This window comes from Xanthomonas hortorum pv. cynarae (genome assembly GCF_002939985.1).
Lineage (GTDB): Bacteria > Pseudomonadota > Gammaproteobacteria > Xanthomonadales > Xanthomonadaceae > Xanthomonas > Xanthomonas hortorum_D.
On record NZ_MDFM01000012.1, the window covers coordinates 143,847 to 154,813 of the forward strand.

Consider the following 10,967-nt stretch of genomic DNA (forward strand, 5'->3'; position numbering starts at 1 on the left):
GGCGTGCCACAGTCATCGGTGACCGTCACCATCACCTCCATCCAGCCGCGAGGGAATCAGGACATGTCATTCGGCAATGACCCGCAGCGCGCGTATTGGGGTGGCGCTTGAAAAAAACGCGTCACTGCCGCCTACAATCGGGGTCATTTGTCGTGTCCGGATCTTCGCGCATGTCCGTTTTGCCGTTCCTGATCATCGAAACCGGGCATCCCGTGCCGGAGATGAAGCGATACGGCCGTTTTCGGCACTGGATCCGCGTCGCGGCCGGGCTGGCCGAGCATGAGACCGTCGCCGTCGATGTCGCCAACGGCGGCCGCCTGCCCGACCGCGCGGGCTTTGCCGGCACCATCGTCAGCGGCTCGGCCGCCTATGTCACCGACCGCGCCGAGTGGAGCGAACGCAGCGCCGACTGGCTGCGCGAGGCCGCCCACCAGGGCATGCCGCTGCTGGGCATCTGCTACGGGCATCAGCTGCTGGCGCATGCGCTGGGCGGCGAGGTCGATTACAACCCGGCCGGGCGCGAGTCCGGCACCATCGCGCTGGAACTACACCCGCCAGCCGAGCAAGACCCCTTGTTTGCCGGCCTGCCGGCGCATTTCCCCGCACACGCCACGCATATGCAAACCGTGGTGCGCGCACCCGATGGCGCCATCGTGCTGGCGCATTCGCGCCAGGACCGCTGCCATGCGTTCCGCTGGGGCCAGGCCACCTGGGGCGTGCAGTTTCATCCGGAGTTCGCCACCCACCACATGCGCGGCTATGTGCAGGCGCGCGCCGAGTGCATCGCCCGCCATGGCCACTGCGCCCGCACAGTCGCCCGCGAGGTCACCGCAGCGCCGATCGCCCGCAAGCTGCTGCGCCGCTTCGTGCATCACGCACGCGGCCTGCAAACAGTTATCGCTCATCCCGCCGCGCACACGTAAAAGCAGCGATAATCGCTGCACGCCGGATGGTCCGGTGCGTGTCGATCCGGAATGGGAATGAGCGAAATCCGCAAGGTGCCGGCGTCTGCCGGCGCAGAATGGCTGTTGACCGGTTTCTCGCTGCTGAAGCGGGCGCCGCTGGCGCTTGGCTCGCTGGGGGTGATCTGGAGCGTGACCGCCACCCTGGTGGTGTCGCTGTCGGTGCTGGTGCCGCTGCTCGGCCCGGCGTTGCAGTTCCTGCTGGTACTGGCCGGCCCGTTGTTCATGGGCGGCATGCTGTGGGCGATCCGCGAGGTGGACGAAGGCCGCATCGCCAAACCGTCGCATCTGCTGCACGGCCTGCAGGACGGCCGCGCGCCGCATCTGCTGGTGTCGCTGCTGCCGCAGCTGATCGCCGGCCTGCTGCTGGGCGTGCTGCTGCTGGTGATGATTGGCGCCAACGGGCTGCAGCAATTGTCCGAGGTGATGGTCAAGATCAACCAGATCAGCCAGTCCGGCGCGCGGCCGGACCCGGTGCAGATCGAGCAGCTTGCCGCCAGCCTGCCGGCCGGCCGCATCCTGCTGTGGCTGCTGCTGACCATTGCCACCTTTGCGGCAATGACGCTGGCGCTATTCGTGATGCCGCCGCAGGTGATGTTCGACCGCAGCACCGGCGGCCACGCGCTGCGCGAGAGCCTGCGCGCCAGCCTGCACAACCTGCCGGCGATGCTGGTGTTTTTCGTGCTGGCCTTCATCAGCATCTTCGCGATCTATTTCGCAGTGATGATCGTGGCGCTGATCGTCGGTCTGGTGGCCGGGCAGACCGTGGCGATGTGGCTGGCCCAGCTGCTGCTGATGGCCGTGCTGATGCCGGTGTTTGCCGGCTCGGTCTACGCCGCCTGGAAGCAGATGTTCACGCACGAAGGCGCCGTTGCACAGCCGGCCCCGCCGTCGCGCCCGGACGTGTTTGCCGCCTGAGGTGCGTGATCTGTAGGAGCGCACCTGGGCGCGATGAAGCTTTCTCGGGAGAGCCTCTATCGCGCCCGGGTGCGCTTCTACACAAGCAGCACATTGGTGCCAGCTAGCACATGCGTCGTCGTGGCGCCTTGTGCAAACAGGCGTCCATCTCGCACTCCCAGCCCTCGTTCTGACACGTCAAGCACTGCTTTGGCCATCAAACGCGTGTGTGCGTGCCTGCGACCGGATCACTCGGGCATCGTAGGAGCGCGCTTGCGCGCGATGAAGGCTCTCCCGGTAACGCTTCATCGCGCACAAGTGCGCTCCTACAAGGAGAGGCCTGGCACTGTCGGTGCCTGACGCGGGGCGCGCTAGGCGGCTTTCGGCCCGACCGCGCGTGAGGCGACGATACCGAGTTCGTAGAGCAGGCACATCGGGATGGCGAGCATCAGCTGCGAGACCACGTCCGGCGGGGTAAGGACTGCGGCCAGGATGAAGATGCCGACGATGGCGTAGCCGCGGCCTTCGCTCAGTTGCTTGGGCGTGACCCAGCCCAGCAGCACCAGGATCACCAGCGCCACCGGCAACTCGAAGCTCGCACCGAAGGCGAAGAAGATCGCCAGCACGAAATCCAGATAGGAATTGGCGTCCGGGGTGATCGCGATCACGTCCGGCTTGAACGTGGTCAGGAAGTGGAACACCGCCGGCAACACCAGGAAATACGCGAATGCGCAGCCGATATAAAACAACGCCACCGCTGAGGCGAGCAGCGGAAACGCCAGCTTCTTTTCGCGCTGATACAGGCCCGGCGCCACGAATGCCCAGGCCTGATACAGCAGCCACGGCACGCTGAAGAACACCGCCACGAAGAAGGTCAGCTTGAGCGGGGCGAAGAACGCGCCGGCCGGATTCATCGCGATCATCGTCTGCCCCAGCGGCAGCTGCGAAATCAGCGGTGCGGCCAGCCAGGAATAGATCGCCCGCGAAAACGGCAGCAGCGCCAACAGCACCACGCCCAGGCCGATCAGCGCGCGCACCAGCCGCGCACGCAACTCGACCAGATGCTCGATCAGACTGCTTTCGGCCTGTGCGTCGTCGAACAGGCTCACGGCTGCTTCTCCTGGATCTTGGTTGGCGCGGTCGGCTCTGTCGCGGTGCTCGCATCGATGGGTGCAGCAGTAACCGGCGCATGCGCGCTGGTGAGATGTGCGGCATGCGGTGCCGGCACCACGGGGTCATGTGGGGCCGGTACCAACGTTTGATGGGGCGCCGGGGCGATTGGCTGTGCCTGTGCAATCACCGGTGCCGCAGCCGCTGGTGCAGCGACGGCGGCCACTGCCGGCGTTCCTGCCGCCGACGTCCCTACGACCGGCTCGGCATTGGCCCCGGCCGACAGATCCGCATGCGCCAGCTCCAGCGGCGTCGCCACCGGTGTCGTAGTGCTGCGGATATCGATATCGCGACCCACCTCGTCATGCAGCGCGCGGGCGCCCTGCTCCAGGTGCTGCTGCTTGTTGCGCAACTGGTCTTCGGCCTCGCGCAGCGAGGTCTGCACGTCCTGCAGGCTGCGCTTGAGTTCTTCGGCCTCCAGCTCGCGTTCCAGTTCCTGCTTGACCGAATCCCACTGCATGCGCGCGCGGCGCACCCACAATCCGGCGAACCGGGCCGCCTTGGGCAAACGCTCGGGACCGAGCACCACCAGGGCGACGATTGCGATCAGCGTCAGTTCGCCAACACCTATGTCAAACACCGACGCCGCTCCGGATCAACGCGCGTCGCGGTCGCGCTCGGCCTGCGCCTCACGCGCCTGCTCGGCCGTGCGTGCGTCGTCGCCGAGCTTTGCGGCCGGCTTGTCGTCGTCGTGCATGCCTTTCTTGAATTCCTTGACCGCGCTGCCGAGATCCTTGGCACCGCTGGTGAGCCGCTTGGTACCGAACACCAGCAACACGATTACCAGCACGATCAGCCAGTGCCAAATGCTGAAACCGCCCATGATCTGCTCGCTTGCTGAAAAGAAGGAAGACGCAGGATACCCCAGCGCACCGCGCAGGGGGATGACAGCGGTTTAGCGGTTGCCGTCCAGCGATTCGGTGCGAATTTCGCCATCGGAGACCGGCTGGAATCCCTGTTGCGGCGGCGGCGTGGCGCTGGGCTGCATCGGCACGGTGCTGGCCTCGTTGGCCGGCGGCGGCGGGGTGCTCGCGGCCTGTGCCGGTGGCGGGGTTTGCGGACGCGGTGCAGGTGCGGTGCCCTCGGCGGCGCCATCGGTGCCGCGATTGGCGCGCGCGGTGTAAGTGGCCTCTTCCAGGCGATCGCGGAAGGCGATCACATCGGTGGACGCGCGCTCGTTGGTGCGGCCTTCGAAGATCATGCGCGGGGTGGCGCCGCCACCGTAGGCATTCAGATCGGCGGCATCGTCGATCTGCAGGATCGCGCCATCCAGTGCGACCCCGGCGAACAGGCCGCGCGCGCGCGACCACGACCAGATTTCGGCCTTGAGCTGGCCGTCGGTGGCGGCGGCGGCATTGCGGCCGACCGGGCCGGCGGCCACGCCGGCATCGGCGCCGAGGGTGAACTTGCCGTTGACGATGTTGTCCAGGCTGCGGTCGTTGCGGAACACCAGCACCACGTCGGAGGACTGCACGCCGGCCTGGAAGCCGATGCTGCCGCCGGTGAGCTTGACGAACACCGGCTGCGACCAGCTGCCGTCGGCGTTCTTCATCGACATCAGGCCGTGGCCGCGACGGCCGCCGATCACCAGACCGGCCTTGAGCGTGTCGGGGATGACCACGATGGCGCGTGCCTCGTCGAGCAGCTTGTCCGGGATGGACTGCTCGGGGATCTTCATGATCTCGTTGAGCACGCGAACCGCGTTACGCGCGCGCTGGTCCTCTTCCGGGCCGGCAACGGCATGGCCGGCGGCGAAGGTCAGCGACAACAACAGGGCCAGGCGCGACAAACGGGGCATGACAAGCTCCAAAGGACGATCCGTCAAAGATAGCAATGGCGCGACGTTAGTGGTGGCGCAATGAATCGGTGGTGAGCGCAACCGGGCGATCAAGATGCGGTCAATGAGGCCGATCGGTGTTCGGTCCTCGGCAGCGTTGCTGCGCTCTGCCAGAATGGTGCGCATGAACACCACTCCTGATACCGCCCTGCTGCTCGTCAATCTCGGCACGCCCGAGTCGCCTACCGCCCCGGCCGTGCGCCGCTACCTGGCCGAGTTTCTCACCGACCGCCGCGTGGTGGCGATCCCGCCGCTGTTCTGGAAACCGCTGCTGTACGGGGTGATCCTGCCGATCCGCGGCCCCAAATCGGCCGAGAAGTACGCCAAGGTGTGGCTGCCGGACGGCTCGCCGCTGGCGGTGTACACGCGCCGTCTGGCCGAAGGCCTGAAAGACGTCATGCCGGACTGGCATGTGGAATGGGCCATGCGCTATGGCGCCCCGGCGCTGCGCAGGACGCTGGAGGCGCTGCGTGCGCGCGGCATCAAGCGCATCGTGGTGCTGCCGCTGTATCCGCAGTATTCGACGACGACAACCGCGTCGATTCAGGACGTGATCGATGCCTGGCGCCCGAGCGCGCCGGAGATCGCGGTGGAGGTGATCCAGGACTATTGCGAAGACGCCGGCTGGGTCGCGGCGATTGCCGATTCGATCCGTGCGCACTGGCAGGCGCACGGGCGCAGCGAGAAGCTGATGTTCTCCTTCCACGGCCTGCCGCAACGCGTGGCCAATGCCGGCGATCCGTACCCGCAGCAATGCGAGCGCAGCGCGCAGGCGATTGTCGCCGCGCTGGGCCTGAGCGCGGACGACTGGGAGATGGGTTACCAGTCGCGCTTCGGCGCGGAGCGCTGGCTGCAGCCCTACGCCGAACCGACGCTGTGGAAACTGGCCGAAGGTGGCGTGCGCAGCTTCGATCTGGTCTGCCCGGGCTTTGCCACCGACTGCCTGGAAACGTTGGAAGAAGTGGCCTTGGGCTTTGCCGAAACGCTGGCCGAGCGTAACGCCACACTGAGCTATATCCCGTGTCTCAACGCCAGCCCGGCACATGCGCAGGCACTGGCCGCGTTGGCACGTCGCGTATGAGGTTGGAGCCGTTTGCGTGCGACCTGGACATTGGCAGGATCACAGGGTTGCGCAATCACGCGCGCGGCCCGCGCCGGATGCTGGCACTGCATGGCTGGCTCGACAACGCGGCCAGCTTTCTACCGCTGAGCGCACACTTGCACGCGCAGGATCTGGATCTGGTGCTGCTCGATCTACCTGGTCACGGCCATAGCGCGTGGTTGCCGACCGGTGCCGAATACACACTCAGCAGCGCGATCGGGATTCTGCTGCAGGTGGCCGATGCGCTGGGCTGGGAGCGCTTCAGCGTGCTCGGCCACTCGCTGGGCGGCGGCGTTGCCAGCCTGCTCGCGGCCGCGGCGCCGGAACGCGTGGAAGCCTTGATCGCGATCGAAGCATTGGGCGCGCTGGCCGAGCCGGTGGAAAGCACCGCCACCCGCCTGCGCGATGCAGTGGCCTCGGCACGCACGCTGGCGCAGCGGCCGCTGCGGGTGTTTCCATCGATGGAGATGCCGGTACGCGCACGCATGATGGCCAACCAGCTCACCGAACCGGCCGCACGCCTGCTGGTGGAGCGCGGTGTGTGCGCGGTGGAAGGCGGCTATAGCTGGTGCAGCGACCCGCGCCTGACCCTGCCGACCGCGATCCGCATGACCGAAGCGCAGATCGACGTATTGCTGGCCTCCATCGCCTGCCCGACCCAGGCCATCTTCGCCACGCCCGCGCAGGTGTATTTCCCGGATGCGTTACGCGATCACCGCGTGGCGCTGATGCGCGATGCGCGCCTGCATCTTCTGCCGGGCACGCACCACGTGCATATGGAAACACCGGAAGCAGTGGCAGCGGTGATCAATGGGTTTTTTGCCGAGTTGCCGCCGCGCGAGTGATAGTGGGTGCGGGTTGTGCCTGCACGAAAACACGCATTGCCATCGCAGCATGGGTGTCATCAAGTTTGTGACGGGCGGTGCGAAACACCGCCTGTCACTCGGCCTGCAACAACCGCCGCAACTGCGCCTTGAGTTGGCGGCCGTGTTCGTGGAAATAGCTGCGTTCGTCGCGCCAGGCGGGAAAGCGCTGTTCCACTTCGGCCCAGAACGCGGGCGAGTGATTGGCCTGTACCAGATGGCAGAGCTCGTGCACCAGCACGTACTCGAACGCGGACGGGCGGCCGAGCACCAGCGCCAGATCCAGCGCCATCGAGCCATCGGGTGCGAGCGAGCCCCACTGCGAGGACATTACCTTGAACCGCACCCGTGCCGGTGCGCGCGGCAAGCCAGGCAGATAGCTCGGCAACCAGCGGCCGACATCGGCACGTGCCTGCGCTTCGTAGAATTCTTTCAGCGTGCGACGCAGGCCTGCATCGCCCAGTCGTGTGGGCACATGGAATTGTGCGCCGTCATCGGTGAGTTCGATGCGTGCATAGCGCCCGTCGTGCCAGCTCAGCGGCAGCAATGCACCGCGTAATGGCAGCAGCCCCGGCACGCCACGCTCCAGCGCGGGAAAGGCATCCACCTGCTGATAGCGCGACAGCTGCGTGCTCAGCCACTCCAGATGCGCCAGCAAAAAACGTTCGCCGGACATCAGGCTGGCGCGGATCGGCAGCGTCAGCCGGGCGCCGCGTTCGTCCACGCTAAGCTTGATGCGCCGCGCACGCGGGTCGCGCACGCGCAACACCTCGATCTGGCGCCCTTCCAGTTCAAGACGCACGCAGTCGCGTTCGACAAGCTGCGGTGTGGGCGCGATGAGGCGGCGGACGGGCTTGAACATGGGCACAGGATAGCGCTGCGATGTGTCAGGTGGTGAGATGGAATGATTGAGACATGCGATGACGGCGCGCGCATGATCTGTGGTGGCACTGCATCCATCACGCCATCCCTGGCGGAATGCGCAACGCGCAGCTCAACGCGCCCTCAACCGCTGGGCTTGGGAACATCCAAACGACGCTGATGCTCAAGCTCTCGGTTGTCTTGAGAGCTGGTTTTCTTGTGGATGGTCGGTTTTTAGAGCGGATGATCTGCGGCTTGGCTGCAGGGCCCTTGCCTGCCCACCATCGCAGGACATACCGCAAGTACGTCCCTATAGCTCTCGGTCAACTTGAGAGGTAATCGAACGGTGTGGATGGGTCGGTTGTGGAGCGGATGATCTGCGGCTTGGCTGCAGGGCCCTTGCCCGCCCACCATCGCGGGACACGCCGCAAGTACGTCCGTGTAGGCTCTTACGCGGCATCCATGCCGCGTAAGGTCCCGCGACGGTGGGCGGGCAAGGACCAATCGGGAATGTCGGTGTGCATGTCTTTCAACAAAGCGACCAGCAATCTTTCTGGTGCGGTGTCCTCACCGATTGCGGGACCGTGTGGCGGCATGGATGCCGCCACCGAGCCTACAAGGACGTACTTGCGGCGTGTCCCGCGAGCGGTGAGGGCACCGCGCCCTCGACTCACCGAAAGCTTTTGATTTACGCCTCGGATCGCGCCTCAACGACGCCACTGTCCGGAGTCCTGGTTACTCCGCCTTGCTCAGCTTCAACGCGGTTTCCAGCAACAGGAACAGGCGGCGCACTTCGGCGCTCATCAGCGCGAAGCGGGCATCGAGTTCGGCGCGTGCGCCGTCGTCGTCGCTGTGTTCGAGCTGGTCCAGTGCGCCGTCGAGGAACTTGAGCTTGCGGATCACCAGATCGTCGCCGAGCACGAACGACAGATTGTCATCCAGCACCAGCGCCAGCTTGGTGACCTGCTTGCCGGATTCCAGGTGCTTGTCGATCTCCTCGCCGCGCAGTTCCTGGTGCTGGCACTTGACCACCGCGCCGCCTTCGATCGGATCCTTCATCTCGCATTCTTCGCCCAGGCTCAGGCCTTCGGGCAGGGGCTCGCCGGCGATCCAGCCGGTGAGGATGGCACGCGGTGCGACCTCTGCATTCAACGGCAGCGCCGGGAAGCTGCCGAGCGCGCCGCGGATCTCGCTCATCACGTTCTCGCCGCTCTTGCGGCTGGAGCTGTTGACCGCGATGTAGCCGTGCTGCAGGTCCAGGATGGCATCGGTACGCGAGCTCTTGACGAAGGCGCGCGGCAACAGCTCATGGATCAGATCGTCCTTGAGGCGCTTGCGTGCCTTGCCGCCGGGGCGCCGGCCTTCCTTCTCTTCGATCTCGGCGACCTTGCGCTCGAGCAGGTCGTTGACCACCGCGCCGGGCAGGATCTTGTCCTCGCCACCGACGGTGAGCCAGAGGAAATCTTCCAGACGGTGCGAGAGCACTTCCTGCTCGTCGCGGCCGAACGGGGAGATGAAACCGCGCGAGCTCATTTCCAGTGGGCCGACTGGCTTGAGCTGCACTTGCGGCAGCAGCGTGTCGATCTCGGAGAAATCCAGCGTGGTGGGAAAGCGGAACAAGGTGAGATTGCGAAAGAACATGCGTAAGACCGAAGAGGAGGAAACGTGGAGGGTGGAAGACGGACGGCGGCCGGATGGGCCGCGTCAGTCGCTATCGTGTGTGATATCGCTTGCTGCGAGCCAGGCGTTGGAATCCGGATCGGGCGATGCTGCGTCATTGCAGCCGCCCAGCGACAGGAAATCGAACAGCGTGCGGTCGGCCAGTTGCTCGGGCCGCACATCGCCCAGCGCGCGGGCGATCTGTTCGACCCGCCCGGGCTGCTCGCGATCCCACTGCTGCAACATGCGGCCGACCTGCTGGCGCTGCAAATTTTCCTGGCTGCCGCACAGGTTGCACGGAATGATCGGGAACTGGCGCGCCTGCGCGTAGGCGGCGATGTCGGTTTCACGCACATAGGCCAGCGGGCGGATCACCACATGCTGGCCATCGTCGCTGCGCAGCTTGGGCGCCATTGCCGCGAGCCGGGCGTGGTGAAACAGGTTCATGAAGAACGTGGCCACGATGTCGTCGCGATGATGACCGAGCGCGATCTTGGTCACGCCGTGCGCCTGCGCATAGGCATACAGCGCGCCGCGCCGCAGCCGCGAGCACAACGAACACATGGTCTTGCCGGCCGGAATCACCCGGCTGACCACCGAATAGGTGTCCTGCTCGACGATGTCGAACGGCACGTCCAGACCGCGCAGATAGCTCGGCAACACGTGGGCAGGGAAGTCCGGCTGCTTCTGGTCCAGATTGACCGCCACCAGGGTGAACGGCACCGGCGCCTTGCGCTGCAGGTGCAGCAGCATGTCCAGCAAGGTGTAGCTGTCCTTGCCGCCGGACAGGCACACCATGATCTTGTCGCCGGCGGCGATCATGCCGAAGTCGGCAATCGCCTGGCCCACCTGGCGCTGCAGGCGTTTGCCCAGGCGCAGCTGCTCACGCTGCAACCGCTGGCGCGGGTCGCGCGGCGCGGGGTCGGCCAGGGGTTGCGGCAGCGGCAGGACAGCGGTCATAAGCCGGCCATTGTAGCTGCCCCGCGCGCGGCGGGCCGGGGCGCGCCGCGTGCGGCTGAATGAGCGGTCAGTCGCTTGTAGGTGGGGCGTGCTGCGGTCGTTCGCCGTACCGCGTGGCGAGCGAGCCCATCACGGCTGCGCGGTGCGCCGCGAGGCCGGTTGCACGGCGGACATCTCGCAGCGCAGCAAGCCTTTCTGCGCCGGGCTGGGTAAAGTCCGGCAGACCGCTTCACTCGGGATCGGCATGGCATCTTCGGCTTCGCTGCATGGCGCGGCTTTTTTCAGTCGCGGTTTTGGTAGCGCTAACATTTGCAGGAGTTCGACCGTATGAGCAACACCGTCTACATCGGCGCGAAAGAATATTTCCCCGGCATCGGCAAGATCGGCTTCGAAGGCCGTGACTCTGACAACCCGCTGGCCTTCAAGGTCTACGACGCCAACAAGCAGATCGGCGACAAGACCATGGCCGAGCATCTGCGCTTTGCGGTGGCCTACTGGCACAGCTTCTGCGGCAACGGCGCCGATCCGTTCGGCCCTGGCACGCGCGCGTATCCGTGGGATGTGGGCAACACCGCACTCAATCGTGCCGAAGCCAAGGCCGATGCCGCGTTCGAATTCTTCACCAAGCTCGGCGTGCCGTATTACTGCTTCCACGA

Annotated in this window: 11 protein-coding genes and 1 pseudogene; 5 read left to right on the plus strand and 7 right to left on the minus strand. The window is 65.9% G+C overall.

What is annotated here, in order from left to right; genetic code table 11:
* Positions 1-170: 170 nt before the first annotated feature.
* Both XcyCFBP4188_RS10580 and XcyCFBP4188_RS10585 read left to right on the plus strand, forming a co-directional pair.
* Complete coding sequence (locus XcyCFBP4188_RS10580; protein ID WP_006449090.1) at positions 171-923, plus strand: glutamine amidotransferase; 753 nt, start codon at positions 171-173, stop codon at positions 921-923.
* Between the two features lie 57 nt (positions 924-980).
* Entirely contained in the window at positions 981-1,880 is a 900-nt protein-coding gene (locus XcyCFBP4188_RS10585; RefSeq protein ID WP_104592074.1) for a BPSS1780 family membrane protein, read from the plus strand.
* Between the two features lie 350 nt (positions 1,881-2,230).
* On the opposite strand, the gene tatC is transcribed toward XcyCFBP4188_RS10585, so the two are convergent.
* The 4 genes from tatC to XcyCFBP4188_RS10605 form a co-directional block, all read right to left on the minus strand.
* A complete protein-coding gene (tatC, locus tag XcyCFBP4188_RS10590; RefSeq protein ID WP_006449088.1) occupies positions 2,231-2,968 on the minus strand; it encodes a twin-arginine translocase subunit TatC in 738 nt (245 codons plus the stop codon).
* The gene (gene tatB, locus XcyCFBP4188_RS10595) at positions 2,965-3,609 is read right to left on the minus strand and encodes a Sec-independent protein translocase protein TatB (RefSeq protein WP_104592075.1); all 645 of its coding nucleotides are present in this window, start codon (positions 3,607-3,609) and stop codon (positions 2,965-2,967) included. The genes tatC and tatB overlap by 4 nt, the downstream gene beginning before the upstream one ends.
* A gap of 15 nt (positions 3,610-3,624) precedes the next feature.
* A complete protein-coding gene (gene tatA, locus XcyCFBP4188_RS10600; RefSeq protein ID WP_006449086.1) occupies positions 3,625-3,852 on the minus strand; it encodes a Sec-independent protein translocase subunit TatA in 228 nt (75 codons plus the stop codon).
* 72 nt (positions 3,853-3,924) lie between these two features.
* Positions 3,925-4,827 (minus strand): lipid-binding SYLF domain-containing protein, encoded by a 903-nt coding sequence (locus tag XcyCFBP4188_RS10605; RefSeq protein ID WP_043907489.1) that lies wholly within the window; start codon positions 4,825-4,827, stop codon positions 3,925-3,927.
* Positions 4,828-4,981: 154 nt separating this feature from the next.
* On the opposite strand from XcyCFBP4188_RS10605, the gene hemH reads away from it, so the two are divergent.
* Both hemH and XcyCFBP4188_RS10615 read left to right on the plus strand, forming a co-directional pair.
* Entirely contained in the window at positions 4,982-5,947 is a 966-nt protein-coding gene (gene hemH / locus XcyCFBP4188_RS10610) for a ferrochelatase (RefSeq protein WP_043907487.1), read from the plus strand.
* A 2-nt stretch (positions 5,948-5,949) separates the two neighbouring features.
* Positions 5,950-6,813, plus strand: a complete 864-nt coding sequence (locus XcyCFBP4188_RS10615) for an alpha/beta fold hydrolase (RefSeq protein WP_046933065.1) — start codon at positions 5,950-5,952, stop codon at positions 6,811-6,813.
* Positions 6,814-6,907: 94 nt separating this feature from the next.
* Here XcyCFBP4188_RS10615 and XcyCFBP4188_RS10620 read toward each other — a convergent pair whose 3' ends face one another.
* From XcyCFBP4188_RS10620 to ttcA, 3 genes are all read right to left on the minus strand, one after another.
* The gene (locus XcyCFBP4188_RS10620; protein WP_006449082.1) at positions 6,908-7,693 is read right to left on the minus strand and encodes a YgjP family zinc-dependent metalloprotease; all 786 of its coding nucleotides are present in this window, start codon (positions 7,691-7,693) and stop codon (positions 6,908-6,910) included.
* A 734-nt stretch (positions 7,694-8,427) separates the two neighbouring features.
* Positions 8,428-9,333, minus strand: coding sequence for a recombination-associated protein RdgC (locus XcyCFBP4188_RS10630; protein ID WP_006451137.1), 906 nt, complete (start codon positions 9,331-9,333; stop codon positions 8,428-8,430).
* A 63-nt stretch (positions 9,334-9,396) separates the two neighbouring features.
* Positions 9,397-10,311, minus strand: a complete 915-nt coding sequence (ttcA, locus tag XcyCFBP4188_RS10635) for a tRNA 2-thiocytidine(32) synthetase TtcA (RefSeq protein ID WP_006451136.1) — start codon at positions 10,309-10,311, stop codon at positions 9,397-9,399.
* A gap of 327 nt (positions 10,312-10,638) precedes the next feature.
* On the opposite strand from ttcA, the pseudogene XcyCFBP4188_RS10645 reads away from it, so the two are divergent.
* Positions 10,639-10,967: pseudogene (locus tag XcyCFBP4188_RS10645) on the plus strand (xylose isomerase); the annotation flags it as partial.

What these genes read in the sequence shown, in the direction of transcription:
- XcyCFBP4188_RS10620 (WP_006449082.1), bottom strand. Translation starts at nt 7,693, where the DNA reads ATGTTCAAGCCCGTCCGCCGCCTCATCGCGCCCACACCGCAGCTTGTC.
- tatA (WP_006449086.1), bottom strand. Translation starts at nt 3,852, where the DNA reads ATGGGCGGTTTCAGCATTTGGCACTGGCTGATCGTGCTGGTAATCGTG.
- ttcA (WP_006451136.1), bottom strand. Translation starts at nt 10,311, where the DNA reads ATGACCGCTGTCCTGCCGCTGCCGCAACCCCTGGCCGACCCCGCGCCG.
- XcyCFBP4188_RS10580 (WP_006449090.1), top strand. Translation starts at nt 171, where the DNA reads ATGTCCGTTTTGCCGTTCCTGATCATCGAAACCGGGCATCCCGTGCCG.
- XcyCFBP4188_RS10585 (WP_104592074.1), top strand. Translation starts at nt 981, where the DNA reads ATGAGCGAAATCCGCAAGGTGCCGGCGTCTGCCGGCGCAGAATGGCTG.
- XcyCFBP4188_RS10605 (WP_043907489.1), bottom strand. Translation starts at nt 4,827, where the DNA reads ATGCCCCGTTTGTCGCGCCTGGCCCTGTTGTTGTCGCTGACCTTCGCC.
- XcyCFBP4188_RS10630 (WP_006451137.1), bottom strand. Translation starts at nt 9,333, where the DNA reads ATGTTCTTTCGCAATCTCACCTTGTTCCGCTTTCCCACCACGCTGGAT.
- hemH (WP_043907487.1), top strand. Translation starts at nt 4,982, where the DNA reads ATGGTGCGCATGAACACCACTCCTGATACCGCCCTGCTGCTCGTCAAT.